Source organism: Actinoplanes sp. CA-252034, from assembly GCF_050956125.1.
Lineage (GTDB): Bacteria > Actinomycetota > Actinomycetes > Mycobacteriales > Micromonosporaceae > Actinoplanes.
Genome location: NZ_CP191846.1, coordinates 9,859,100 through 9,884,459, shown reverse-complemented (window position 1 = coordinate 9,884,459; position 25,360 = coordinate 9,859,100). Strand labels below are relative to the sequence as shown.

26 protein-coding genes are annotated in these 25,360 nt (G+C 71.9%); 15 read left to right on the top strand and 11 right to left on the bottom strand.

All coding sequences use genetic code 11. The annotated features are described in order from the left end of the window. Positions 1–10: 10 nt before the first annotated feature. A complete protein-coding gene (locus tag ACQPZW_RS44600) occupies positions 11–1,054 on the bottom strand; it encodes a translation initiation factor 2 (protein ID WP_433792037.1) in 1,044 nt (347 codons plus the stop codon). Between the two features lie 160 nt (positions 1,055–1,214). Next, on the bottom strand, positions 1,215–2,066 hold the full coding sequence (locus ACQPZW_RS44595; protein WP_433792036.1) for a spermidine synthase: 852 nt from the start codon (positions 2,064–2,066) through the stop codon (positions 1,215–1,217). An 82-nt stretch (positions 2,067–2,148) separates the two neighbouring features. On the opposite strand from ACQPZW_RS44595, the gene ACQPZW_RS44590 reads away from it, so the two are divergent. The 3 genes from ACQPZW_RS44590 to ACQPZW_RS44580 all read left to right on the top strand — a co-directional run bounded on the left by ACQPZW_RS44590 (position 2,149) and on the right by ACQPZW_RS44580 (position 5,349). Beyond that, the gene (locus ACQPZW_RS44590) at positions 2,149–3,699 is read left to right on the top strand and encodes a DUF1800 domain-containing protein (protein WP_433792035.1); all 1,551 of its coding nucleotides are present in this window, start codon (positions 2,149–2,151) and stop codon (positions 3,697–3,699) included. A gap of 2 nt (positions 3,700–3,701) precedes the next feature. Next, entirely contained in the window at positions 3,702–4,955 is a 1,254-nt protein-coding gene (locus ACQPZW_RS44585; protein ID WP_433792034.1) for a DUF1501 domain-containing protein, read from the top strand. 61 nt (positions 4,956–5,016) lie between these two features. Beyond that, entirely contained in the window at positions 5,017–5,349 is a 333-nt protein-coding gene (locus ACQPZW_RS44580) for a hypothetical protein (RefSeq protein ID WP_433792033.1), read from the top strand. On the opposite strand, the gene malQ is transcribed toward ACQPZW_RS44580, so the two are convergent. Continuing rightward, positions 5,304–7,298 carry a 4-alpha-glucanotransferase gene (malQ, locus tag ACQPZW_RS44575; RefSeq protein WP_433792032.1) on the bottom strand — a complete coding sequence of 665 codons (1,995 nt, stop codon included), beginning with the start codon at positions 7,296–7,298 and terminating at the stop codon, positions 5,304–5,306. The genes ACQPZW_RS44580 and malQ overlap by 46 nt on opposite strands. Before the next feature lie 63 nt (positions 7,299–7,361). Between malQ and ACQPZW_RS44570 the strand changes: the two genes are divergently transcribed. Further along, a complete protein-coding gene (locus tag ACQPZW_RS44570; RefSeq protein WP_433792031.1) occupies positions 7,362–7,613 on the top strand; it encodes a hypothetical protein in 252 nt (83 codons plus the stop codon). 24 nt (positions 7,614–7,637) lie between these two features. After that, entirely contained in the window at positions 7,638–8,876 is a 1,239-nt protein-coding gene (locus tag ACQPZW_RS44565; RefSeq protein WP_433792030.1) for a chitosanase, read from the top strand. Here the strand turns inward: ACQPZW_RS44565 and ACQPZW_RS44560 are convergent, their stop codons facing one another. The 6 genes from ACQPZW_RS44560 to aroA all read right to left on the bottom strand — a co-directional run bounded on the left by ACQPZW_RS44560 (position 8,877) and on the right by aroA (position 14,377). Next, complete coding sequence (locus ACQPZW_RS44560) at positions 8,877–9,593, bottom strand: carbohydrate-binding protein (RefSeq protein WP_433792029.1); 717 nt, start codon at positions 9,591–9,593, stop codon at positions 8,877–8,879. Between the two features lie 149 nt (positions 9,594–9,742). After that, positions 9,743–10,297 carry a DUF5709 domain-containing protein gene (locus tag ACQPZW_RS44555; RefSeq protein ID WP_433792028.1) on the bottom strand — a complete coding sequence of 185 codons (555 nt, stop codon included), beginning with the start codon at positions 10,295–10,297 and terminating at the stop codon, positions 9,743–9,745. Between the two features lie 9 nt (positions 10,298–10,306). Next, positions 10,307–11,077 (bottom strand): ATP-binding protein, encoded by a 771-nt coding sequence (locus tag ACQPZW_RS44550; protein ID WP_433792027.1) that lies wholly within the window; start codon positions 11,075–11,077, stop codon positions 10,307–10,309. A gap of 102 nt (positions 11,078–11,179) precedes the next feature. Then, positions 11,180–11,980, bottom strand: a complete 801-nt coding sequence (hisN, locus tag ACQPZW_RS44545) for a histidinol-phosphatase (protein WP_433792026.1) — start codon at positions 11,978–11,980, stop codon at positions 11,180–11,182. 36 nt (positions 11,981–12,016) lie between these two features. Next, positions 12,017–13,078: a ribosome small subunit-dependent GTPase A gene (gene rsgA / locus ACQPZW_RS44540; RefSeq protein WP_433797822.1), complete on the bottom strand. Its 1,062-nt coding sequence runs from the start codon at positions 13,076–13,078 to the stop codon at positions 12,017–12,019. Positions 13,079–13,081: 3 nt separating this feature from the next. After that, the gene (gene aroA / locus ACQPZW_RS44535; RefSeq protein ID WP_433792025.1) at positions 13,082–14,377 is read right to left on the bottom strand and encodes a 3-phosphoshikimate 1-carboxyvinyltransferase; all 1,296 of its coding nucleotides are present in this window, start codon (positions 14,375–14,377) and stop codon (positions 13,082–13,084) included. 208 nt (positions 14,378–14,585) lie between these two features. On the opposite strand from aroA, the gene ACQPZW_RS44530 reads away from it, so the two are divergent. The 5 genes from ACQPZW_RS44530 (at position 14,586) to rsrA (ending at position 17,634) form a co-directional block, all read left to right on the top strand. After that, a complete protein-coding gene (locus tag ACQPZW_RS44530; protein WP_433797821.1) occupies positions 14,586–15,263 on the top strand; it encodes an SOS response-associated peptidase in 678 nt (225 codons plus the stop codon). Between the two features lie 192 nt (positions 15,264–15,455). Continuing rightward, positions 15,456–15,851, top strand: coding sequence for a WhiB family transcriptional regulator (locus ACQPZW_RS44525; RefSeq protein ID WP_433792024.1), 396 nt, complete (start codon positions 15,456–15,458; stop codon positions 15,849–15,851). Positions 15,852–15,879: 28 nt separating this feature from the next. Next, positions 15,880–16,473 (top strand): alpha/beta hydrolase family protein, encoded by a 594-nt coding sequence (locus tag ACQPZW_RS44520; protein ID WP_433797819.1) that lies wholly within the window; start codon positions 15,880–15,882, stop codon positions 16,471–16,473. A gap of 74 nt (positions 16,474–16,547) precedes the next feature. Continuing rightward, positions 16,548–17,345 carry a sigma-70 family RNA polymerase sigma factor gene (locus ACQPZW_RS44515; protein ID WP_433792023.1) on the top strand — a complete coding sequence of 266 codons (798 nt, stop codon included), beginning with the start codon at positions 16,548–16,550 and terminating at the stop codon, positions 17,343–17,345. A gap of 4 nt (positions 17,346–17,349) precedes the next feature. Beyond that, complete coding sequence (gene rsrA, locus ACQPZW_RS44510; protein WP_433792022.1) at positions 17,350–17,634, top strand: mycothiol system anti-sigma-R factor; 285 nt, start codon at positions 17,350–17,352, stop codon at positions 17,632–17,634. Between the two features lie 37 nt (positions 17,635–17,671). Here rsrA and ACQPZW_RS44505 read toward each other — a convergent pair whose 3' ends face one another. Continuing rightward, positions 17,672–17,746: a 50S ribosomal protein bL37 gene (locus ACQPZW_RS44505; protein ID WP_369700219.1), complete on the bottom strand. Its 75-nt coding sequence runs from the start codon at positions 17,744–17,746 to the stop codon at positions 17,672–17,674. Between the two features lie 130 nt (positions 17,747–17,876). Here ACQPZW_RS44505 and ACQPZW_RS44500 point away from each other — a divergent pair, with 130 nt between their 5' ends. Then, positions 17,877–18,092 (top strand): biotin/lipoyl-binding carrier protein, encoded by a 216-nt coding sequence (locus ACQPZW_RS44500; RefSeq protein ID WP_433792021.1) that lies wholly within the window; start codon positions 17,877–17,879, stop codon positions 18,090–18,092. Positions 18,093–18,108: 16 nt separating this feature from the next. Here the strand turns inward: ACQPZW_RS44500 and ACQPZW_RS44495 are convergent, their stop codons facing one another. Continuing rightward, positions 18,109–19,464: a tetratricopeptide repeat protein gene (locus ACQPZW_RS44495; protein ID WP_433797817.1), complete on the bottom strand. Its 1,356-nt coding sequence runs from the start codon at positions 19,462–19,464 to the stop codon at positions 18,109–18,111. Between the two features lie 348 nt (positions 19,465–19,812). Here ACQPZW_RS44495 and ACQPZW_RS44490 point away from each other — a divergent pair, with 348 nt between their 5' ends. From ACQPZW_RS44490 to ACQPZW_RS44475, 4 genes are all read left to right on the top strand, one after another. Beyond that, positions 19,813–20,847, top strand: a complete 1,035-nt coding sequence (locus ACQPZW_RS44490) for an SIS domain-containing protein (protein ID WP_433797815.1) — start codon at positions 19,813–19,815, stop codon at positions 20,845–20,847. Between the two features lie 26 nt (positions 20,848–20,873). Further along, positions 20,874–22,421: a sensor histidine kinase gene (locus ACQPZW_RS44485; protein WP_433792020.1), complete on the top strand. Its 1,548-nt coding sequence runs from the start codon at positions 20,874–20,876 to the stop codon at positions 22,419–22,421. Between the two features lie 100 nt (positions 22,422–22,521). Then, positions 22,522–24,279 carry a polymorphic toxin-type HINT domain-containing protein gene (locus tag ACQPZW_RS44480; RefSeq protein ID WP_433792019.1) on the top strand — a complete coding sequence of 586 codons (1,758 nt, stop codon included), beginning with the start codon at positions 22,522–22,524 and terminating at the stop codon, positions 24,277–24,279. Continuing rightward, the gene (locus tag ACQPZW_RS44475) at positions 24,228–24,758 is read left to right on the top strand and encodes an SUKH-3 domain-containing protein (protein ID WP_433797813.1); all 531 of its coding nucleotides are present in this window, start codon (positions 24,228–24,230) and stop codon (positions 24,756–24,758) included. Before ACQPZW_RS44480 ends, ACQPZW_RS44475 begins: the two co-directional genes overlap by 52 nt. Positions 24,759–25,360: the final 602 nt, after the last annotated feature.

Below are 25,360 nucleotides of genomic sequence, written 5' to 3'. Positions count from 1 at the left end.
CCGGAGACGATCAGCGGTCCCGGTTGAGGTAGGAGGAGAGGTTCGTCGTCTGCCCGTCGTCGGGGGACTGGGAGACCAGGTTCGCCACCCGTGCGGCCAGGGTCGCGGCACGGGACGCCAGGTCGGGCTCGGACTGCCGGGAGTCCAGCTCGGCGCGCAGGGCCTCCTCGGCGCGGAGCGCGTCGGCCTCCACGCCGGGGCGGTCGGACCAGCCCTGTGAGCCGGAGACCGGCTCCGGGTAGGCGTCCTGATACACCGGCTCCTGATACACCGGCTCCGGGTAGGCGGCTTCCTGATACACCGGCTCCTGGTAGACCGGCGCCTGGTAGGCCTCCTGATATACGGGCTCCTGATATGCCGGTCCCTGATATGCCGGCTCCTGGTACACCGGCGCCTGGTAGGGCTGCGCCTGGTGGGCCGGCTCCTGGTAGGCGGGCTCCTGCTGGTGGGCCGCCTGCTGGTAGGCGGGCTCCCTGGCGTCCGGAGCGGGCACCGCGACCTCGCCGAGCAGTGTCACGGTCTGCCCCTGCCCGCCCAGGTGGTTGCTGAACTCGGGGCCGATGACCAGCCGGGACAGCATCCGCGCCTGCACCGCCGGGACCCCGATCAGGTCGGCGTTCTCCACTCGGAACCGGGCGATCGCCTGGCGCATCGTGTTGGCCAGATGATCCGCCGCGCTGACCTTGCTCAGCTCGCCGCCGGCGAAGACCAGGGCCGGGAAGGTGCCGTCCGGGCCCTTGCACACCAGTTGGATCTGGGTGACCGTCCCGTTACGGCCGGTCTCGCGGTTTCCCGGCTGGACACGGAGATGCTGCGGCCAGAGCCAGAACAACTCGCCACTACTGTGCGTATCGTCGCGGTCGTGGACGTAGCGCACCCGGCGGTCCGTGACGACGACGTCGGTCTCCTCCGGCAGCGTCCACCGGGGCAGTGACGACGCCTCGTCGAACGCATACTCGGCCACCGCACAGCGGCCGCGCCACAGGATGCGCTCACCGCTGTCCAGCGGTCCGAGGTCCGTGCCCGCGAGGGACAGGAAGTGCTGGTGGAACATGGTTGCCTTCCCCGTGCCTGCCGCGATCTCGTGAACAGCGGCCGCAACGATTACAACCGGGTACCGGCGGTGTCGCCAGTCACCGGGCGTGAATCACACCGGAACTCGCGAAATCGACACAGGACGGTGACCAGCGATACACCAACGGCCGACCCAACGATCACTTACGGTTACCGAAGAGCCCTTCGGGCGGTAGGGGAGAGGGTACCGCCGTGGCGTCCGGAACGGGAGACGCTCCGGCGGTGAAACGATCAAGATCGGCCTCGACGCGCCCCGGGAACCAGTCACCGGCGGCCCGCCGGGACAACTCGGCGATCGGCGGCGGGGTACGCCCGGCGATCACCACGAGATTGCCGAAGCGCCGCCCGCGCAGCACCGCCGCGTCGGCGACGAGGCAGGCCTCCGGCAGTGCGGCCCGGATCGTGGCGACCTGGGCTCGCGCATACCGCAGCGGCGGCCCGTCGGCGACGTTTGCGATCAGCCGGCCCGCCGGGGCCAGCACCCGGGCGACCTGTTGCGCGAACTCGGCCGAGGCCAGGTGCGCGGGGGTGCGGGCGCCGGCGAACACGTCCAGGACCACCACGTCGTACCCGGCGTCGCGCATCCCCTCGACCGCGGCACGGGCGTCGGACACGCGTACCCGGATGTTGGCATTGGCCGGCAGGGGCAGCGCCTGCCGGACCAGCTCCACCAGCGGCCCGTCGATCTCGACCACCCGCTGCGCCGAGCCGGGCCGGGTGACCGCGACATACCGCGGCAGGGTGAGCGCGCCGCCGCCGAGATGCAGCACGCGCAGCGGCTGCCCGGCCGGCGCCGCCAGATCGATGGCGGCGGCCATCCGCCGCACGTACTCGAACTCCAGGTGAGCCGGGTCGGCCAGGTCGACGTGCGACTGCGGCGCGCCGTCGAGCAGCAGCGTCCAGGCGGTGTCTCGGTCGGGGTCGGGCACCAGCTCGGCCACGCCGGAGGCGACCGTCTCCACCCGCGTCCGCGATGCCCTGCGCTGTGCCATCGGGCAAGTATCCCGGTAGCAGATCGGGAGCACCGGTGCGGGAACGCACAAGTGACCGGGGAGACGTCCGACGTTCAACCCCGTGAGTGCGACTCCGCAGACGATGACGCGGCGCAGTGTGGTGGGCGGGATCGCCGCCGCCGGCGCCGCGACCGCCCTGACCACCGGCACGCCCACCGCCGCGGCGGCCGCCGAGCCGTCCCCGGCCGGTCTCCTGCCCACCGATCCGTTGCTGCATCTGCTGCGCCGGGCCACCTTCGGGCCGAGCCCCGCCTCGATCGCCGAGATCCGCCGGCTGGGCGCCACCGCGTGGCTGGACCGGCAGCTCGGCCCGTCGGCGATCGCGGACCCGGTGGCCGACGGCGTGGTCGCCCGACTGCCGCTGGCCCGGCTCTCCACCGCCGAGATCCGGTCCCGGGTCGCCGCCGGCACCCTCAAGCAGTACAGCTGGGACCCGATGTGGCAGCTCAGCTGGGCGGCCGTGGCGCGGGCGATCTGGAGCGAGCGGCAGCTGCACGAGGTCATGACCGACTTCTGGAGCAACCACCTCAACGTGACGTGCCCGCAGGGGGACGTCTGGGACAGCCGCATCGACTACGACACGATGATCCGCCGGTACGCCCTCGGGACGTTCGCCGACCTGCTGAAGGCGTCGGCCCGGCACCCGGCGATGCTCACGTACCTGGACAACCGGTTCTCCAGCCGCGACGCCCCGAACGAGAACTACGGGCGTGAGCTGCTCGAGCTGCACACCGTGGGGCTGGCCTACACCGAGGTGGACGTGAAGAACGCAGCTCGGCTGCTCACCGGCCTCACCGTGGACGGCGCCACCGGGAAGTACCGGTACGACCCGCTGGTCCACGCCACCGGCGCGGTACGGGTGCTGGCCTTCCAGCACGTCAACGCGACCACGACCGGTGGTGAGGCGGCCGCTCTCGAGCTGCTCGACTACCTGGCCATGCACCAGGCCACCGCCCGCCGGATCGTCACCAAGCTGTGCGTCCGGTTCGTCGCCGACGAGCCGCCGGCCTCGCTGGTCACCTCGCTGATCAAGGTCTACCTGGACAACCGGACGGCGATCGTGCCGGTGCTGCGGGCGCTGTTCACGTCGGCCGAGTTCGCCGCGTCGACCGGGGCCAAGACCCGGACCCCGATGGAGGACCTGGCCGCGACCGTGCGGACCCTCGGTTACGGCCCGGCGACCACCGGCACCAAGTTCCTGGAGAGCCTCTACGGGATGGCCCGCGACGCCGGGCACGCCCCGCTGGGCTGGGGGCCGCCGAACGGCTACCCGGACGTGGCGGCCGCCTGGGCGTCACCGTCCGGTCTGCTGGCGCGGTGGAACCTCCACCTCTCGATCGCGGCCGGGTGGTGGCCGGACACGCTGGTCCGGCCGGCGAACCTGCTGACCGGGATGGTGGGGGCGCTGCCCGCGACGTACGGCGCGCTGATCGAGAGGACGGCGCTCCGGCTAACCGGCACCGTGCCGACGGCCCAGCAGATCACGGCGCTGGCCGAGTTCTACGGCAAGACCCCGGCGGCGCCGCTCAAGGCGAACGATCCGGCGGCCGGCTGGATGTACCCGTACCTGATGGGGATGCTGCTCAACTCCCCGTCCTTCGCGGTGAGGTGACGATGAGCGAACAGTGTGGATGCGACGAGAGCCGTCAGGCCCGGCCGAGCCGGCGAACGGTGCTGGCGGGCGCTCTCGCCGGGCTGGCCGGGGCGGGCCTGGACACGAGCCTGGCGTTCGCAGCCGACCCCGGATACACGGGAGACGTGCTGGTGCTGCTGTCGCTCCGAGGCGGCTTCGACGGGCTCTCCGCCGTGGTCCCGGCGGGCGACTCCGCCTATTACGCGGCCCGGCCCACGATTGCCGTACCGAAGACGCAGTTGATCGGGGGTGGATCCTTCTTCGGTCTGCATCCCGCGCTGTCGCCGCTGCTGCCGTATTGGACGGGTGGTCAGCTGGCCGCCGTTCAGGCGGTCGGGCAGCCGGCGCCGAACCGATCGCATTTCTCGGCCATGGAGGATCTGGAACGGGCGGCACCCGGCACCTCGATCCGGACCGGCTGGCTGAACCGGATGCTCGGCCTCTCCGGATCCGCCGACCCGATGCGGGCGGTGGCGTTGGGCACCGCGATGCCGGCCCGCGTGCTCGCCGGCCCCGCGCCCTACTTGGGCATCGCCTCGATCGACAAGACCGTTCTCACCGGCGAGCAGGCCGGCCGGCCGATCGCGGCCACGATGGCGAAGCTCTACGAGAGCGCGCCGGTGGCACTCAAGCAGACCGCCGGGCAGCTGAACGACGCGCTGCAGAAGACCGCGCAGCTGCGGGCGGCGGGATACACGCCGGCCAACGGCGCGGTCTATCCGGGCACCGAGCTCGGGGCGGCGCTGCGCGACGTCGCCCGTCTGGTCAAGTCGGGGAGCGGGCTGATGAGCGCGACCGTCGACTCCGGCGACTGGGACATGCACGAGAACCTCGGTCCGGCGGTCGCCGGGAGGCGGATGTTCGACCAGCTCAAGGCCCTTGCGACGGCGCTCGCCGCGTTCGCCGCCGATCTCGGCCCGGACGGGTTGCGCCGGGTCACGCTGATCACGATCAGCGAGTTCGGCCGGCGGGTGACGCAGAACGGCTCCGGTGGGCTCGACCACGGCTACGGCAACGCCATGTTCGTGCTGGGCGGCAACGTCAAGGGCGGCAAGGTGTACGGCACATGGCCCGGCCTGACCACGGCGCAGTTGCGTGACGGCGATCTGGCGGTGACCACCGACTACCGGGCGGTGATCGGTGAGATCCTGCGCGCCCGGTGCGGTGTCGGTGACCTGTCGAGTGTCTTCCCGGGAGTGGCCGCGTCGAGTCTGGGCCTCGTCACCGCACGCTGAAAGCGGCGATATTCTCGCAAAACGGCCATAGGTCGTGATCGGCGCGTTCCACACTGCTCTCATGTCCAGCAATTCGCTTGCCGAGATGATCGGCGCACAGCGGCAGCCCTCGCGGGCGGGCCGGGCCGGGCCGCCCCTGCGGATCCGGCGCCACACCTCCGACGAGGGCGCGCCGTTCTGGCGGTGGGACTGCGCCGGCTGCGGCGAGTACGGCGGCGGGCGCCACCACGACGACACGGTGACCCGGGCGCTGCGGCACTGCCACGAGCACCCGGACCACCGCTCCTCACTGCTGCCCCCGGCCCGCTGCCGGGAGCCGCACACCTACCTGCCGCTGCATCCGATGCTCTACGCGCTGGACGACGACCCGCCACCGGAGCCGCTGGCGATCTGACCCGCCCGGGCCACACCCGGATGCCGCCCGGGCAGCGGCGCCGGGCGGCCGCCGAGGATGCCGGCCACCTTGCGCAGCAGCGGGTCGGCCACCACCTCGGTCAGGTCCCGGCCCAGCGGGATCCGCCAGTTCGGATACTCGTCGAAGGTGCCGGGCAGGTTCGGCTGGCGCCGCTCCAGCAGGACGTCGTGCAGCGAGGCGGTCACCAGCCGGCACGGCGTACGGGCCAGGAACTCGTGCATCGCCACCACGACGTCCTCGTCCGACGGCTCCGTGCCGATCAGCCCCTCCTCGCGCAGCCGCTCCAACAGCAGCGCCCGGTCCGCCCGCCACGACTCCCGCTCCTGCTCCACCGGCGCGGCCAGCTGCCCCAGCGCCGCCCGCACCTCGACCTGCTCCCCGGCCAGGAACCCGGCCGCGGTCGGCAGGTCGTGCGTGGAGACGCTGGCCAGCGCGTTACGCGGATAGCCGGCCGACGGACGGTAGCCGCCCTCGTCGTCCCGGGTGAACCAGAGCACCGCCGAGCCCAGCATGTTCGTGCGCTGCAGTCCCTCGGTCACCACCGGCATGACCGTGCCCAGGTCCTCGCCGATCACCACGGCCCCGGCCCGGTACGCCTCCAGCGCCAGGATGCCCAGCATGGCCTCCGGGTCGTAGTGGACGTAGGTCCCGTTCGCCGGCCCCAGCCCGGCCGGCACCCACCACAGGCGCCACAGCCCGGCCACGTGGTCGACACGCAGCCCCCGGGCGTACTTGAAGATCCGGCGCAGCATGTCCCGGTACGCGTCGTAGCCGGTCTCGACCAGCCGGTCCGGCCGCCACGCCACGCCACCCCACTCCTGGCCCAGCTGGTTGAACGCGTCCGGCGGCGCCCCGGTGCGCGCGTCCATCGCCAGCACGTCCTGCAGCAGCCACCCGTCGGCGCCGGACGGTTCCACGGCCACCGCCAGGTCGTAGACGATGCCGACCGGCATGCCACCCGGGTCCGCCGCCGTGAACTGCTCCTCCAGCAGCCCCTGGATCCAGATGTGGAAGGCGACCCGGTCACCGTTCATCGCCCGGACGGTCGCGGTGTCCGGGCGGCGTACCTCGGCCGGCCACTCCCGCCAGTCCGGTCCGTGCTCCTCGGCGAGCACGCAGAACCGGGCGAAGTCGGTCAGCCCCGGATCCCGGTCCAGGTCGACCGGACCGGCCAGGGGCCAGAGCAGCTCGAGCGCGGCCAGTTTCGCGGCGAACACCGCGGTGTAGTCGATCAGACCGTCGGCGGCCGGCGCCGGCCGCAGCTCCTCCACCCGCTGCCGCACCGCCGGGGAGGCGCGCCGGAACTCCGCGGTGTCGGTCACCCGCAGGTAGAGCAGGTTGGCGAAACGACGGCTGGACGGCGAGTACGGCGAGGCCGGCACCGGCGCCACCGGGGTGATGGCGTGCAGCGGGTTCAGCACGACCAGCCCCGCCCCCGCCGACCCGGCCACGAAGTCGCGCAGGTCACCGAGATCGCCCATGCCCCACGAGCCGGCCGAGCGCAACGTGTAGAGCTGCAGCATCCAGCCCCACGTGTCCGGCGGCTCCGGCAACTGCTCGGGAACCACGACCAGGGTGACCTCCTGGTCCGAGTGCCGCAGCCGGTGCCAGCCCAGCGGCAGGTCCGGCGGCAGGCGGTCCAGCCGGCGTACCGTGCCGTCCTCCAACGTCACCTCGGCCGGGCCCGGCAGCTCCCGCCCGCTCCCGGCACGCAGCACGATCGTCCCGGGCAGTCGATCACCGCTGTCCCGTCGCCGGGCCTCGGCCAGCGACGCCCGGACCGCCGCCGGGGTGCTCGCGTCGACGCCCAGCATGCCGAGCACCCCGATCACCGACTCGGGCGCCACCTCGGTCTCCTGGCGCTGCCAGTTCTCGTACCGTGTGGCCACCCCGTGCGCCTCGGCCAGGGCCACCAGATCCGTGTCCATGCCACTCCCATTCCCTCGGTACACGACGCCTACCCATTGCGTACATCGGCCAGCATGGGGCACATGGGTGAGATGGCTCGACGACTTCGTAAATGGTTCATCACGGCCCTGACGGGCCTGACTCTCGGTGTGCTGATCCCGGCGCAGGCCTGGGCGGCCGACAACGGCGCAGCTCAGCTGGTCGTCGAGGCGGCTCGCAAGTCCCGGCGCGGTGGCTTCGGCTTCGGCACCATCGGGATCGTCTGCTGCCTCGGTGTGATCGTGGTCATCGCGGTGATCGTGTACCTGATTTCCCGGAAGCGCCGACGTCGCTGAGGCCGTCCGGCCTAGCGTTGACCCATGCGATCGGTGGTGCTGGGCGGCGGGATCGCTGCGGTGCTCTGCGTGCCTCTGGCGGTCTCGGTCACGGCGGCCGGCGCCTCCGCGGACGTGGTGCTCAGCCATGGCCGGCCGGTGCTGGCGTCGGCGACCGAGAGCATCGCGTGGCCCGCCTCCAGCGCCGACGACACGACCGACGGAAGCCGGTGGTCCAGCGGTGCCGCCGGATCCGGCACCCAGTGGGTTCTCATCGATCTGGGTACGGCCCAGGAGGTCCGCCGGGTGCGCCTGCACTGGGCGAGGGCGTACGCGAAGGCGTACCGCATCCAGCTGTCCGACGACGGGGCGACGTGGCGCGACCTGTACCGGACGTCCACCGGGGACGGTGCGGTCGACGACATCCGTGGCCTCTCCGCCACAGGCCGTCACCTGCGCGTGCTGGCCACCCAGCGGGGCACCCCGGAGGGCTACTCACTGTGGGACGTCCGGGCGTACGGTCCGGGCCGTCCCGCGCCCGCCGTGAACCCTCCCGCGACCGCCGACGTCCCGCCGGTCGCCGCCGGCCTGAGCGCCCCGGCCAAGAAGGAGATCGCCCTCAAACTCGTCTCCAGCGCCGAGAACTCGACCCTGGAGTGGCGCTCGGAATACGGCTACATCGAGGACCTGCGAGACGGCCGTGGCTACACCGCCGGGATCGTCGGCTTCTGCTCCGGCACCTCGGACATGCTCGCCGCGGTCACCGAGTACACCCGCCGTAAACCGGGCAACGTGCTGGCCGGCTATCTGCCCGCGCTGCGCGCCGTGGACGGCACCGACTCGCACGACGGCCTCGACCCGGGCTTCCCCGACGCCTGGCGGGCCGCGGCCGCCGGGGACCCGGTGTTCCGCAAAGTCCAGGAGGATGCCCGGGACCGGATGTACTTCTCACCGGCGGTGCGCCTGGCCGAGGCCGACGGGCTGCGCGCTCTCGGCCAGTTCGCCTACTACGACGCGGCCGTCATGCACGGCATCTCCGGGCTGCGCTCGATCCGGCAGCAGGTGGTGGGGCGCCTGCGGACCCCGGTGCAGGGCGGCGACGAGATCGCGTACCTGTCGGCCTTCCTGGACGCGCGGGCGGCCGAGATGCGTACCGAGGCGGCACACAGCGACACCAGCCGGATCGACACCGCTCAGCGGGTCCTGCTGGACGCCGGCAACCTGGACCTGGCCACCCCGCTGAACTGGGAGGTCTACGGCGACCGGTACTCGGTGACCGGCTGATCAGGCCTTCGCGAACAGCGCCGGCACCAGGTCGGGCTGCCAGCCGGGCAGCGACGTGTGCGCCTCGCGGACCTTGTAGACCACCTTCTCGTACTCGACCAGCCGGCCCACGTCGTACGCGGTGAACGCCTTCCACTTCGCCGCGTCGACCTGCACCGGCGTCCGGACCGTCACCCAGTCGACGAGCATCGTGTTCGAGTAGTAGCCGCCGGACGCGAGGTTGAGGACGAACATCAGCGGCGCGCCCTGCTCCGCCCGGGTGAAGCGGAGCACCTTGCGGCCGTCGACCGACCAGGTCAGCGTCGCCGGCGACCAGTCGATCGCGTAGGTGTGGAAGCCGTCGTCGTCCACCCGGTCCGAGGCCAGCGTCTCCACCGAGCCCGCCGGCACCCGGCCCTGCCCGTCGAGCACGCCGAGCGCCCGCCACGCCCCGTCCGGTCGCCGGCCCTGGATACGGGCCTCGGCCCGGCCGTTCGCCTGGGCGAAGGTCTTCCCGGTGCGCAGCGCCGAGCCCAGCACCAGCCGGCCCTCGCCGTCCAGCACGGCGAAGCCCCGCCGGTCGTCGGCGACCGTCCAGACGTCGCCGTCCGGCCGGGCGCCGCGGTCGCCGGTGAAGCCGTCGCTGAGCACGGTCCGGTTCACCGTGGCCGCCTCGGCGCCGGTGGCCCACGTCGCCGCGAGCATCACCGCGGCCGCGATCAGAGCGCGCCCTCTCATGGCTCCCCCAGCTAGAAGATCAGGAGGGCACTCTCCTCAACCGGGAGCGCTACCGGCAATAGTCTTTATGTGACTGTGACCGGACGTTCGGCCGGCAGTGACCCGCAGGCCACCGGCGGCGGAGGCCGGCAGTGACCCGGAGGTCGGCGTCAGCGGTAGTCCGGGGCGTTGGTCTCGTGCATGGCGAGCTCCTCGGCGCTCGCGCCTCCACCGGCCGCGCCCGCGTCGTAGGCGACACTGTCCGCCTCGTCGTCCCAGCCCGAGCCCTCGTCCGGCGCGACCAGGCGGCCCACCGGGCGCGGCGAGTCGCCGTCGAGCTGGCCGTCGTCGTAGAGCGACACCGGCGACGACGGATCCGAGGTCGGCCCCGGCTCCCACACGTCACGGTCGAACTCGCGCTGCTGCGAGTCGTCGATCGTCTCGTCGAACGGGTCACGCGGCCGCTCGGCCGGCTCGGCGCCGAAGTCCGGCTCCTCCTGCCGCAGCCGCCGGTCCAGCGACTCGCCGTGCAGCTGCTCCTCGGCGGTCTCCCCGAACCGGTTCGACCCACCCGGGCCGACTCCGGCGAGCGCGGCCGGGTCTGGCCCGTCGGCCCATCGAGAGCTGTTCACCTCGTCGTACGCGGAGGAATCGTCATCGGCGGTGTCCGGCAGTCCCGACGCCTCCGGATCGGTGACCTCGGCCGGGTAGTCGTTCTCTCGCATGCCGGCAGACTACCCACGAGCGGGGTCGATCATGCCGGGTCGCGGCGTCGGAGCTTTCCGGCCCGCCGTGCCCAGGCGCGCCCAGACGACTTTGCCGCCGTCGAGCGCCAGATGACCCCACTGCTCCGCGACCGTGCCGATCAGGAGCAGGCCACGGCCTCCGTACGCCGTCGGCGCCACCGGGCCCCCGTAGCGCGGGAGGGCCGGCGAGAAGTCCCGCACGGCCACGTCCATCGTCTCGCCGTGCAGGGCCAGCAGCAGGCTCATCGGGGTGCGGACGTGCGCCACCACGTTGTTGACCATCTCGGTGGCCACGATGCACGCGTTGCCGGCCACGTCCGGCCGGTCCCACCGCCCGCAGGCCTCGGTGATCACCTCACGGGCGCGCCGGGCGGCGCCGGTCACCGGCTCCAGATCGACGGCGATCCGGTGCTCCGCAGAGTCGGGGGCACCGAGCGCGGCGAAGGCGCCGGAGGCGTCCGGCCAGACCGGCCAGCCGGTGGGCCGCCAGGCAGTGACGTCGGGTGTGCCGCACAGCGCGAGATGGCTGCCCGGCCAGTCCCGCGTCTCGTCCAGCACCTCACGCAGCACCTGGATCGCGTCCGGCTCGGCGAGCCGCAGCCCGGTGACGTCGACCACCATCGCCTCCGGCTGGGCGGCGAGCACGTCGAGCAGCGCTGATCGGACCGGCGTCGTGGTGGCGCCGTCCAGCACCCCGGACAACCGGACCAGAGGGTAGGCCTGACCGCGGTCCACCAGGTGACGAACCTCGCTCGGCATGATCGCTCCATTGTGCATGACCCGTGGACCGTGCGCATTTCGTGAGCACGGTATGTGCGGGGATACCCCGTACCAGGGCGGTCATGCCGGAACGAGTGGTTGTCAGCCGCGGCGGGCCAGAGCGGTCAGCACGCTCTCGTGCAGCAGGCCGTTGGTGCCGATGACCGAGCTCTTGTCGGCGGTCGGCCGCCCGTCCAGGTCGGTGATCCTGCCGCCGGCCTCGGTGACGATCGGGATCAGCGCCGCCATGTCCCACAGCGACAACTCGGGCTCGGCCATCGCGTCCAGCGCGCCCTCGGCCAGCAGCATGTAGCCGTAGAAGTCGCCGTACGCCCGGCTGCGCCAGACCCCGAGCAGGATGTCCATCATCTGGTCGAGGCGACCGTTGTCGGCCCACCCGTTCAGGCTCGCGTAGCAGAAGCTCGCGTCGGACAGCTTGCGCACCGACGACACGTTGATCCGGGTCGCCGAGTGCTGGTTCCTGCCGGCGAACGCGCCCAGCCCCCGGCCGGCCCACCACCGGCGGCCCAGCGCGGGCGCCGAGACCAGGCCGGCCACGGGGGTGTCACCTTCCATGAGCGCGATCAGGGTGGCCCAGATCGGCACGCCGCGGACGAAGTTCTTCGTGCCGTCGATCGGGTCGATCACCCAGTGCCGATTACCGGGGCCGGCGGTCGCCGCGGTCCGGCCGAACTCCTCGCCGAGCACCCCGTCGCGGGGCCGGGCCCGGGCCAGGATGGCGCGGATCGCCTTCTCCACCGCGGTGTCGGCGTCGGACACCGGGGTCAGGTCGGGTTTCTCCTCGACCAACAGATCGAGGGCCCGGAACCGGGCCATCGAGATGGCATCGGCCGAGTCGGCGAGGACGTGGGCAAGCGCAAGGTCATCGGCATATCCGGCCATGCCAGAAAGCTAGTCCATCGACCCGGCCTCGCGCCTTCAGACCTCCTCGGCGACGGTGTCCCGCCCGTCACCCTCGCCGGCCCGGCTGGAGAGCAGACGGCGGTACGACGCCAGCCTGCGCTCGTCGGCTTTCCCCTCGGCCACCCAGGCGTCCAGCCTGCAGTCGCCGTCGGCGGCCGTGTGACCACAGTTCGGCTGGTCCTCCAGCGTCCCCTCGACCAGGTCGGGGAACCCGTGCAGCAGGCTCTCCGCGCTCACGTGGGCCAGGCCGAAGCTCCGGATCCCCGGGGTGTCGACGATCCAGCCCGGATCGCGGCGCGACCGCCCGACCGGCGGCAGCCGCAACGCCACCGCGCTGGTCGACGTGTGCCGGCCCTTGCCGATCGCGCTGACCACGCCGACCGCCCGCAGAGCATCCGGCACCAGACGGTTGACCAGTGTCGACTTGCCCACCCCGGAGTGGCCGACCAGCACCGAGATGCGGCCCGCCAGCCGCTCGCGCAACTCCGCCAGGTCGCTGCCCGGGCGCACCAGCACGTGCGGCAGGTCGAGCTCGGCGTAGTAGCCCAGCACCTGCTCCGGGCCGGCCAGATCCGCCTTGGTCAGGCAGAGCAGCGGCTCGATGTCCGCGTCGTACGCCGCCACCAGGCACCGGTCGATGAATCCGGTCCGAGGCGGCGGGTCGGACAGTGCGCTCACGATCACCAGCTGGTCGGCGTTGGCGACCACCACCCGCTCGAGACGGCCCTCGGGGGTGGTGTCGTCGTCGTCCGCGGTGCGGCGCAGCACCGACGTGCGCTCACTGATCCGGACGATCCGGGCCAGCGTGCCCGTCGCGCCGGACGAGTCGCCGACCAGGGCCACCCGGTCGCCCACCACCACCGACTTGCGGCCCAGCTCACGGGCCCGCATCGCGGTGATCACGTCCAGGCCGCCGCTGTCCTCTCGGACACAGCCGTAACGGCCCCGGTCGACGGTGATGACCAGGGCGTCGACGGCGTCGTCGTGTTTCGGCCGGGTCCGGGTACGCGGGCGGGACGACCGGCCGGGCCGGATCCGTACGTCGTCCTCGTCGTACTCGCGTTTACGCGCTGGCAGGGTCTAGCTCCTCTTCGCCACGAGTCCCGCCCAGAGTTCGGGGAACTCGGGCAACGTCTTCGACGTACAACCTACGTCGGTGAGGTCGACGCCCGGCACGGCGAGTCCGATCACCGCCGCGGCGTGTGCCATCCGGTGGTCGGCGTAGGTCTCGAACGAGGCCCCGCGCAGCGGCCCCGGCTCGATCCGCAGCCCGTCGGGGAACTCGGTCACCGCCGCCCCGATCTTGCCCAGCTCGGTGGCGAGCGCCGTGATCCGGTCGGTCTCGTGGCCGCGGATGTGCTCCACCCCGCGCAGCTCCGACGGGCCCTCGGCGAGCGCGGCCAGCGCCGACACGACCGGGGTCAGCTCGCCGACCTCGGACAGGTCGGCGGTGATGCCGCGCAGCGTGCCGGTGCCCCGCACGGTCAGGCCCTCGGCCGTCCGGGTGACCTCGGCGCCCAGCGACCGGAAGATCTCGACGGCCTGGTCGACCGGCTGCCAGCTGTCGGCTGGCCAGCCCGCCAGGGTGACCGCCCCGCCGGTCACCGCGGCCGCCGCGAAGAACGGCGCCGCGCCGGACAGGTCGGGCTCGATCGTCCAGGTGCGGCCGCGCAGCGGGCCGGGCTCGACCGTCCACACGTCAGCCACGCTGTCGTCGACCACCGCGCCGGCCGCCCGCAGCATGTGCGTCGTCATCCGCAGGTGTGGGGCGCTCGGGACCGGCGGGCCCTCGTGCCGCAGGGTCAGGCCCTTGGCGAACCGGGCCGCCGAGAGCAGCAGGCCGGAGACGAACTGGCTGGACGCCGACGCGTCGATCACCGCCTCGCCGCCCTCGACCACGCCGGAGCCGTGCACGGTCAGCGGCAGGCCGTCGATCGGCGAGGCGTCGACGGTCACGCCGATCGCCCGCAGCGCCTCGACGATCGGGCGCAGGGGCCGCTTGCGCATATGCGGGTCGCCGTCGAACTCGACCGGGCCCTCGGCCAGCGCGGCCGCCGGTGGCAGGAACCGGGTGATGGTGCCGGCCAGCCCCACGTCGATCCGGGCCGGACCCCGCAGCGGGCCGGGCGTCACCACCCAGCGGGCGTCGTCGGTCGTGTCGACCTCGACGCCGAGCGCACGGAGGCCGGCCGCCATCAGCACGGTGTCACGGGCGCGCAGCGGCGCCTCGATCACCGACGGGCCGTCGGCCAGGCCGGCCAGGATCAGCGCGCGGGCGGTCATCGACTTGGAGCCGGGCAGCCGCACGGTCGCCGTGACGGGGCCGGTGGCGGACGGGGCGAGCCAGGGACGGGGTTCAGCTGTCACGCTCGCCATTCTGCCGTCGCCCCCTGACGATTCCGGCCCGCGTTCCCGGCCCGCGGGACTTTTCCACCGCCGTACGCCCGCCCGTGTGACCTGTCCGGCCGGGATCGGGACCGTGTGGCTCCGCCCGCGGGGGCCGCGGCTTTGACGACGGTATCCAGCCGGTCGGGGGGTGTTTCGGGGCGGACGGGTGTCCGGTGGGCGGCGTAGCCTGCTGCTCATGTGCGGGCGATACGCGACGACCAAGAGCAACGCCGACCTCAGCAAGCTCTTCGAGGCCGTGGACGTCGCCGAGCCGCTGCGCGCCAGCTGGAATGTCGCGCCCACCGATGCGGTGCCCCTGGTGCGCATGTCGAAGGAGCACGAGGGCCGGGTGCTCGACACCGCCCGATGGGGGCTGGTGCCGCACTGGGCGAAGGACCTGAAGGCCGGCGCCCGCATGATCAACGCGCGCGCCGAGACGGTCACCGAGCTGCGGTCTTTCGCGAGCTCGTTCGCCAAGCGGCGCTGCCTGATCCCGGCTGACGGCTGGTTCGAGTGGGTCCGCGACGGCAAGCAGAAGCAGGCTTTCTACATGACTCCGGCGGACGAGGCGCCGCTGGCCTTCGCCGGTCTCTGGTCGGCCTGGGGGCCCGAGTCGGTGCTCACCTGCAGCGTGATCACGACGGCGGCGCTGGGCGGTCTGAAGAAGGTGCACGACCGGATGCCGCTGATCCTGCCGGCCGATCGCTGGGCCGACTGGCTGGCCGGCGATGGCGATGCCGAGCGGTTGCTGCGCCCGCTCTCCGAGCACGATCTGGAGGCCATCGAGGTACGCCCGGTGGGCGCCGCCGTGGGCAATGTGCGCAACAACGGCCCCGAGCTGATCGAGACGGCTGCCAACATTACGCTTTTTTGAACTCTCGAAGATCAACGCGAATATTTGTCGGGATATGTTGCGATTTTAGACTGGCAACTTTGTTTCCAGATAGATAGACCCCTTGTTCTGATCTTGTAGCTTGCGGTACAAACCAGCGCCGGAGTGGTGCTGGACCGTAAGGTGCGGCCCGGCCGCCACATGCAGTTCCGGTCCCACGGGGGAGGTGGGCTGATGACACGAGCACGCATGCCGCGTCCGCACGAGGTTGCTATCGCGCGACGCGACCCGCGACTGCTCGAGGCGATCGCGCAACGGTGTTCTGATGAGGCCTGGCGCACACGGGGCGCCTGCCGCGCGGTCGATCCTGAGACGTTCTTTCCGGCACCCAACGAGCCGTCGGGCGGAGCCGTCGCGCTCTGCGGCACCTGCGATGTGCAGGGCCCGTGCCTGGCCTGGGCGCTACAGGTCGGCGACTGCCACGGGGTCTGGGGCGGCACCACGCCCCGGGAGCGCCGGGCGATGCTGGTGGCCTGGCGGGAGCGGATCCAGGCGGACGGTGAAGAGGTCGACGACGCGCCGGACGACGAGGATCGGCGTCTTCTGACCCTCATTCCGGTCAGCCGCTGATAGAACGGAGCGCGTGTCGCGCTCCGAGATGACGCTGGAAACCCCACGCGGCCCCGCCGCCGTGGCCGTCACCGACCCGTCCGGGCCGGCGCTCGGCCTGCTCGTCCTCGGCCACGGTGCCGGGGGCGGGGTCGATGCGCCCGACCTGGTCGCGGTGCACGACGCGGCGGTGGCGGCCGGCGTGCGGGTCGCGCTTGTCACCCAGCCGTACCGGGTGGCCGGCCGGCGTGCGCCCGCTCCGGCCGGGCAGCTCGACGAGTCCTGGGTCTCGGTGGTGGGAGCGTTACGCGTACCCCGCCTGCCGTTGATCGTCGGTGGCCGCTCCAGTGGCGCGCGCGTCGCGTGCCGGACCGCGACCACGCTGGGCGCCGCGGGGGTTCTCGCCCTGGCCTTTCCGCTGCATCCGCCGGGCCGGCCGGAGAAGAGCCGGGCCGGTGAGCTGCCCGTGGCCGAGCCGACCCTCGTGGTGAACGGCGACCGTGACCCGTTCGGGGTCCCGTCACCCGGAGGTGTCGTCGAGGTCGCGGTACGCCCCGGTGCTGTTCATGATCTGCGAAAGGATCTTCCCGGCACCGTGGCGGTCGTCCTGGAGTGGCTGCGCCGCCATCACTGGGCCCGGTGAGAACGTGAAGGGAATGCACACACCCGCCGCAGGCGTTACCCAGCTGGACGGACGTCAGCGGAAGGGGTTGGCCAGTGGGTGTCGGGAGCGTCGAGCGCGAGGGCCGGGAGGCGGTCCGGGTGCGGGACCTTCTGGGTTCCCCCGAGTGGCCCGCGGTGGAGACCACGCCGGTGCCGCAGCCGGTGAGCGTGAGCACACCGGCGGTTTTCGAGAGCGTTACAGGGGCACTACCCGTATCCTCGGCGGGGCGGTCGAGGGGAGAGTCCAGGGTGGCCCAGAAGGAACGAACGGACGAGCGCCGGGCGCGCTTCGAGCGCGAGGCGCTGCCTTTCGTCGACCAGTTGTATGCGGCCGGCCTGCGGATGACCCGCAACCCGGCCGACGCCGAGGATCTGGTGCAGGAGACGTTTCTCAAGGCGTTCTCCGCGTTCCACCAGTTCGAGCAGGGCACGAATCTGAAGGCCTGGCTCTACCGGATCCTGACGAACACGTACATCAACTCCTACCGGCGCAAGCAGCGGCAGCCGGTGCAGGCGCCGACCGAGGAGATCACCGACTGGCAGCTCGCGTCGAGCGAGTCGCACACGTCGCAGGGTCTGCGGTCGGCTGAGACCGAGGCGCTGGACCGTCTGCCGGACAGCGACATCAAGGAAGCGCTGCAGTCCCTGCCGGAGGACTTCCGGCTCGCCGTCTACCTCGCCGATGTCGAGGGTTTCTCGTACAAGGAGATCGCCGACATCATGGGCACTCCCATCGGCACGGTCATGTCCCGGCTGCACCGCGGCCGTCGCAACCTGCGCAAGCTGCTCGAGCAGTACGCGGTGGACCGGGGCATCACCCGGACCGCGACCTCCGAGCCGCAGGGGGCGTGACGACATGGGCCAGCAGGAGAACGAGCACGACACCGACTGCAGCATCGTCCTCAGCGAGGTGTACCTCTACCTCGATCTGGAGTGCTCCGAGGACCGGCGGCTGCTGATCCAGAAGCACCTGGACGAGTGCTCCGGGTGCCTTCGCGAGTTCGGCATCGAGCACGAGGTGAAGGCGCTGGTCGGCCGGTGCTGCGGCGACGAGCGCGCGCCGGTGGAGTTGCGGGAGCGGCTGCGCAGCAAGCTCGGCCAGCTGGAGGTCCAGACCGAGACCCGCGAATACCTTCCCTGACAAACCAAAAGGCCCGGCAGTCGCCGGGCCTTTTCGTTTAGCTGTTGGGGCGCTTGCCGTGGTTGGCGCCGCTCTTCTTACGGGCCTTCTTCTTACGGGCCTTCTTCGCCATGACGGCTCTCCCTTCCGTGGTGCTTGAACTCGTGCCGATCGTAATGGGCGCGTCGGGCCGGGCAGGACTCACCCGCACCTGAACCGTGGTTTGATGGCGTCACCGGTTGACGATGAGGGAGGCAGAGACCATGGCGGACGAGATCCGTGCCGAGATGGTGGCCAATGTGTGGAAGGTCGTGACGGCGCCCGGCGCCACCGTCGCCGAGGGGGACACGCTGGTCATCCTCGAGTCGATGAAGATGGAGATCCCGGTGATCGCCGAGTCCGACGGCACCGTCTCCGAGCTCGCCGTCAACGAGGGCGACGTCGTCCAGGAGGGCGACCTGATCGCCGTGATCTCCTGAGTCTCGCCGGACGCGGCTAGTCGCGGCGCCAGCGCAGTAGCGACCGTCCCCTTCCTCGCTGGCGGGGGACGGCCGGCACCCGGAGCGTGGCCGCGGCCAGCTCCCGGGTCGGCCGGTCCAGGCCCGGCGCGGTCAGCGCCAGCTCGGCCACCGCGCGGGCGGAAGCACCGGAGGCGGTCTCGGTGAGCCGCCCCGCCACCACCGCGGCGACGTCGGCACGCGCCTCCGGGTCCACCCAGGCGTAGGCGACCAGCGCGAACAGCGCGGCCTGGGTCACCCGGTCCACGTCGCCGTCGAGCAGCCCGAGCAGCAGACGCCGGCGGCTCGACTCCGCCCACGGCTCCTCGGTCCCGTGATGCAGCAGGCCGAGGCACGCCCAGACCTCGAGACCGTTCTGCTGGTCCGGCCGGGCGGTCTCCGGGTGCGCGAGCAGCGCCAGCAGCTCCCAGGGCTCGACCAGCACCAGGCCGAGAGCCCGGTCGTAGGCGCCCGGCGGGTGCGCCCAGGTCTGGCCGGCGACCCGCTGAAGGCGGCGCAGCGCGTCGGCGGACGGCTCCGCGTTGACCGGGGCGCGACCCGCGGGCAGCGGTGCGCCGGCCGGGAGCCCGCTCAGCCACGGGGTGGTGCGGCAGCACTCCTCGAGATCGGTGTGCTCGTGCGCGTCGTCCGGATGGTCCCGGATGAAGTCGGCCAGGCCGACCAGGTGGGCGACGTCGCCGTCGGCGCGGTACCGCAGCCGGTGGGCGGTGTGCACCACGCAGTCGAAGTCCGGATCGCGTTCGAGGGCCAGCTCGGTCCAGCGCAGGGCCTCGTCCAGCCGGCCCAGGTCGGCCAGGGTCGCCGCCACGTCGGCGTAGACCGAGAGGTCGTCGGGGTCGTAGGCGACCGCCCGGCGGAGGGCGGCGAGCGCCTCCGGCATCCGGCCGGCGCTGCGCAGTGCGTACCCCAGCCAGATCTCACCGAGTTTGGACGGCTGCGCGCGAGCGCCCCGCCCGGCCCATTCCACCGCCAGCCGGACCTCGCCGAGGCGGCGCGCCAGTGCCGAGCCGGCGCCGAGCAGCATGGCGTGCTCACCGTGGGCGGAGACGGCGTGCCGGACCACCGAGAGGTACGGCCGCAGCGGTCCCACGGTCTCGGTGGGCGCCGGATCGCCGACCGCGGTGCACAGGCGCATCACGGTACGCGCGAGCTGCCCCGGATCGATGCGAGCGCCGAGTGCCGGCTCCGCGACCCACGGCACCCCGGCCCAGTCGAGTGACGGATTGTGCCCGCTGGCCGCGGCGAGCAGTGGCAGGCCCTCCTCGGGGCGGCCCGCGGCGGCGAGCAGATGGGCGCGGGCGGCGAGTCGTCCGACCGGCGCGTGCGGCTCCATCGGGAACAGGTCGAGCCCGCCCTCCGAGGCCGCGGCCAAGCGGCTGAGCAGCTCGTGAATCTCGGGCAGGGTGGGCGTGTGGGCCAGCGCCGCGGCGAGATGCCCGGCGGCGGAACCGGTTTCGCCGGCTTCCAGGGCGGCGCGTGCGCGCGCGAGGTCACGGCGTGCCGATGGGCGGGAATCCACGAGTGAAGACCCTAGGGGAAGTGGGCCCGATTGTCAGTCCTCGCGTTTGCTCATTCGTGCACGAAATCTTGACCAAGTAAGCTTGTTCTTGCAAGACTGCGCACAGATCGCGCATCTGGTGCGTGAGAAAGGGAGGATCACGTGACACAGCGAGGCCTGGGGATGTCGGAGGACATCGCCGAACAACCCGCCGGTTTCGCACGGCTGCTCGAGGCCGGCCCGTCCACGGCGATCGCCGGGGTCGCCGCCGAGATCGCCCGCCGGGCGCCGCGCAGCGTCCTCTTCGTCGGCCGCGGCACCTCCGACCACGCCGCCCTCTACGCCGCCTACCTGGCCGAGATCCGGCTCGGCCTGCCGGTCGCCAGCGCGTCCCCGAGCGCGATCACGCTCTACGGCGCCCGGCCGGACCTCACCGGCACCCTGGTCATCGGCGTCAGCCAGAGCGGCGGCTCGCCCGACCTCACCGGTGTGCTCAACGTGGCCCGGGAGACCGGCGCGCTCACCCTCGCCGTCACCAACAACCCCGACTCGCCGCTGGCCCGGGCGGCCGAGCTCTCCATCGACGTGGTGGCCGGGCACGAGCGGGCGGTCGCGGCGACCAAGTCGTACACCGCAGAGCTCCTCGCCCTGCTGATGCTGATCGAGGGGATCCGGTCCGGCGACGGCCGGCTGCCCGCCGAGGAGCGTGCCGCGCTGGAGAAGCTGCCGCAGCTCGCCGCCGACGTGCTGACCGACCGGTCCGCCGCCGACCTGGCACAGCGCTACCGGTTCGCCGCCAGCCTCGTCACCACCGGGCGCGGCTACGCCTACCCGACCGCCCGGGAGGCCGCCCTCAAGCTCATGGAGACCTCCTACCTGCCGGCGCTCGCCTTCTCCGGCGCGGACCTGCTGCACGGGCCGCTCGCCATGACCGACCACGACATCCCGGTGCTGGCCGTGGTCGGCGACGGTCCCGGCGGACAGTCGATGCGCGACGTGGTGGCCCGCCTCGGCGAGCGCCGCGCCGACGTGGTGACCATCGGCAGCACGGACGTCGACGGCGCCTCGGCCCGGCTCGCCGTCCCCTCCGTCGACGAGCGCTACGCCCCGCTGCTCGACATCCTGCCGGTGCAGCAGCTGGCGCTGGCCCTGTCACTGGCCCGCGGCGAGGACCCGGACGCGCCCCGTGGGCTCAAGAAGGTCACCACGACTCTTTAGAAACACGGGCATGGCAGGCTGGGACGGTGTCCACCCTGCGCGATCTCGTCGAAGAACACACCAGCCTCAGCCCCGCCGACATCGACCACCTGCACCGGATCGCCGGTGACTGGCAGCTGCTGTCCGATCTCTCGTTCGCGGATCTGCTGCTCTGGGTGCCGATCAAGGGGGAGCCACGACGGCCACGGGAGTTCCTCTGCGTCGCGCAGGTGCGGCCCACCACGGCGCCCACTGCGTACCAGGACGACCAGGTCGGCAAGATCGTCGGCGGCCCGGAGGTGGCGCACCTCGACGTCGCCATCACGCAGGAGCGGATCTGGCGGGAGGGCGACCCGGTCTGGTATGGGGACACCCCCGCCCGCCACGAGGCCATCCCGGTCCGGCTGCGTGACGCCACCGACTTGGAGGAGGCGCTCAGCGAGGTGATCGCGGTGATCGGCCGCGACACCAACCTCAGCACCGCTCGCACCCCCAGCCAGCTGGAGCTCAACTACCTGACCACGGCCGACGACCTGGCGCAGATGGTGGCGGACGGGACGTTCCCGCCGCCCCGTCTGCCCGGGGAGATCACCTCGGCGCCACGCGTCGGCGACGGCCTGATCCGGCTGGACGCCTCCGGCAAGGTGACCTACGCCAGTCCCAACGCGCAGTCCGCCTACCGTCGGCTCGGCTTCAACGCCCACCTGGTCGGCGAGGAGCTGGCCAAACTCTCCAGCCGGCTCTCCGGCGACCCGCTGGAGGGCAACGATGCCGCCGAGCGGATCCTGTCGTCGCTGCGCGGCGAGTTCCCGGCCCGGATGGAGGTGGAGGCGCGTGGGGCCACCGTGCTCACCCGGGCGCTCCCGCTGCTCCCGGCAGGGGTGCCGATCGGCGCGCTCGTCCTGGTCCGTGACGTGACCGAGGTGCGCCGCCGCGAGCGGGCGCTGATGACCAAGGACGCCACCATCCGGGAGATCCACCACCGGGTGAAGAACAATCTGCAGACCGTGGCCGCCCTGCTGCGCCTGCAGGCCCGCCGGGTCGACGCCCCCGAGGCCCGGATGGCCCTGGAGGAGTCGGTGCGCCGGGTCGCATCGATCGCCCTCGTCCACGAGACCCTGTCGATGTCCAGCGACGAGGCGGTCGAGTTCGACGGCATCGTCGACCGGGTCGCGTCCGCCGCCACCGAGGTGGCCACGACCGGCGCCTCGGTGAAGATCCGCCGCGAGGGCACCTTCGGCGTGCTGCCCGCCGAGATCGCCACCTCGCTCGTCATGGTCCTCAACGAACTGCTGATCAACGCCGTCGAGCACGGCTTCCCGGCCCCGGACGAGGACGCCGAGGCGCCGGTTCCCGCGGCTCCGGCCGGTGAGGTCGTCGTCTCCGCGCACCGATTCCGCAAGCAGCTGCACGTCACCGTCGCCGACAACGGGCGGGGCCTGCCGGAGGGCTTCAAGTTCGAGGGCAGCAACCGGCTCGGGCTGCAGATCGTGCGGGCGCTGGCCACCGGCGAGCTGCGCGGCAGCATCGAGCTGCGCAACCGGGCCGGCGGCGGCACCGAGGCGGTCCTGGTCGTGCCCCTCGGCAAGCGCTGACGACGAGGCCGTCGGCAGCCGATTCACGTGACGGATGTGACATCTGGCCAATCAATATTGACCAAGATCATGTTGATTCCTAGAGTCGCTGTCGCGTTCGATGGTGTACGACGTCGACGGCAACCGGATCGCCCGTATCGACCCGGGTGGCGCGGCCAGCGTCTTCGTCTATGGTCACGAGTACAACTCGGCCGGGGCCGCCGGCACCAACACCACCCGCTACTACGAGCACGCCGGCGACACCGTCGCATCGCGGACCGACACCGCCACCCGCAAGGGCGACATCATCTGGCTGGGCGCCGACCCGCAGGGCTCGGCGACCTGGGCGGTCAACTCGGTTTCCCGGGTGGAGACGGTCAAGTACAACGACCCGTACGGCAACCCCCGCGCCGGCACCACCGCGCCGCAGTGGCCCGCTGGACAGCGTGGCTTCGTCGGCGGTGTCGGCGACCCCACCGGTCTGACGCTGCTCGGGGCGCGGTTCTACGACCCGAGGCTGGGCGCGTTCATCTCCGTCGACCCGGAGATCGACGAGTACGACCCGCAGCGCATGCACCCGTATGCGTACTCCAACAACAACCCGACCACCTTCTCCGACCCCGACGGCCTGTTCTGGGGCTCCATCAAGAACGGCATTCAGAAGGCCGCCAGTTCGGTGGCGAGCGCCGCCACCACCGCCGCCAAGGCGGTGGTCGACAACGCCGGGACCATCGCGGACGTCGCCGGAGCGGTGGCCGTGGTCGCCGCGGTCCTGCCGCCCCCGGCCCAGGTCGTGGCCGCGGCGGCCGGTGCGGTCGCGGCGGTGGCTGGTGCCATCGACACCGCGAAGACCTGTGTAGGTGGCGACGTCGCGGGCTGCGCCATGGGAATCGCCGGCATGATGCCGGGCGTCCGCCAGGCGAAGACCGCGGCCCGGGGCGCCGGCAAGGTCAAGGAGGTGGTTCAGAAGTTCGAGCCGCCTACCGGATGCAACAGCTTCGTCCCGGGTACGCCCGTGCTGATGTCGGACGGCAGCTACAAGCCGATCGAGGACATCGCGGTCGACGACGTGGTCTGGGCCGCCGACCCGGAGACCGGCGAATCCGGTGCGCGCCCGGTGACCGCCCAGATCATCGGTTCCGGTGACAAACGGCTGGTCGAGATCAGCATCGACGCCGACGCCGACGGGAAGTCGGACGGCCGGGTCACCGCCACCGACGGCCACCCGTTCTGGGTGGACGACGAGCGGAAGTGGCTGTCCGCCGAGCACCTTCAGCCGGGGCAGAGTCTGCTCCGGCCGGACGGTTCACGGGTCACTGTGCTCGACGTCGCCGCGTACGACGCCGTGGCCACGGTCTACAACCTGACCGTCGACGACATCCACACGTACTTCGTCAAGGTCGGCGCCGAGCAGCTCCTGGTGCACAACCAGGGTGGCGCCAATCCCGAGGAGTGCCCGGTCATCGCCGCAGCCAAGAAGCTGGCCGACGATACCCAGGCGCAGGAGGGCCTCACCCGTGCGACGAGGCCGCAGATGGCGGAGTCGATTCAGATCACGCTCGACGACCTGAGCACCGAGGTCATCTCGAGAACCAGCATGAAGGGCGGCAAGCCCCAGCTTCATCCTCAGGTGAGAGCAGTGCTGAATCTCATCCCGGCAAGGTTTCGGTCCAACGGTCACGGGCAGTGCGGATTGCCGCAGTGCCTGTCCGACGCTCTCAACAAGGGCCGGAATCCGCGAGGTGCGAAGGTCGCCGCCTACACCGTGCACAACAACAGGAACAACGCGGGCCACAAGCAACCGGCGGGTCCGTGCAAGAGTTGCCAATGGCTGACCTTCTGGTACGGATTGAGGTGGATGACGAGATGGAACCGGTGACCGTGCCCGGTGGTGATACTCACCCGTATCGGTTCCCGCCTCAGGTCGACGAGGTCATGCGACGGGCCGGTTGGTATCCGGGCCGGTCGGTCGATGTCGAAAGGTGGCGGACGGGGCCCGGGTCGGAGGTCTCGATGCATCCGGCGGCCGAGCGATTCCTGTCCGAATTCGGCGGCCTCTCCATCGACGTGAGCGGCGCGGGCGTGGATGTGGGACGAGATCCGTTCGAGTTCGATCCGACGGATGAACTGGGCGAACTGGGTGACGAAGGTCGGTACGCCGAATGGGGTGAGATCATCGGCCGCTCGCTGTTCCCGGTGGGCTTCTTCAAGCGTGAGATGTTCCGCCTGGCGATCGACGAGAACTCGGTCATCTATTTCGTGACCAGTTGGCTGGCCGGCTACGGACCTGCGCCGCGTGCGCTGGAACGGCTGGTGCTGGGCTACAAGCCTCAGATGATCAGCTCTGAGGACGGCTGACAGCAGGGTTGATGATGTGCCGGCGCGGTTCTCTCGGGAGAGCCGCGCCGACATGTTCTCCGGGCCGGGCCGGGCCGACATGCACGGAATCGGAATGATCAGCTCTGCGGGGAACTGATCACCCGGTCCGTCAGCGGGTGGGCTTGCGCTCCAGCAGGACCAGGGTGCCCTTGGTCCGCTTCCAGATGCCGATCTGCTTGTAGTCGGTGCTGAGCACGGGGGCGAGGCGGCCGGCGTCGTCGAGTGGCTTGCCGGTCTGCCACTGCCGGAAATACCAGACCCGCCCGGCGGTGGCCAGGCACGGCGCCGGGTCGGCGCACTCCAGCGGAGCGAGCTGACCGGCCTCGGCCGCCGGGGTCTGCGCGAGCACGTCGATCGGCTGCGGTTTGCCACGGAGTTGGTACGCGATACCCGCGCGCAGCCCCAGTTGCCCGACTCGGCGTAGACGATCGTGTCGCCCGGCCGCTGCTCCTTGGAGATGATCTTCGCGAGGGCCCGGTAGTCGGCGCCGATGTGGGTGGCCGGGCCGCGGATCGTCAGCTGGTCGGGGATCGCGGTCGCCGCGACCAGGACCACGACGAGCGCGGAGCGGAACCGGAGCC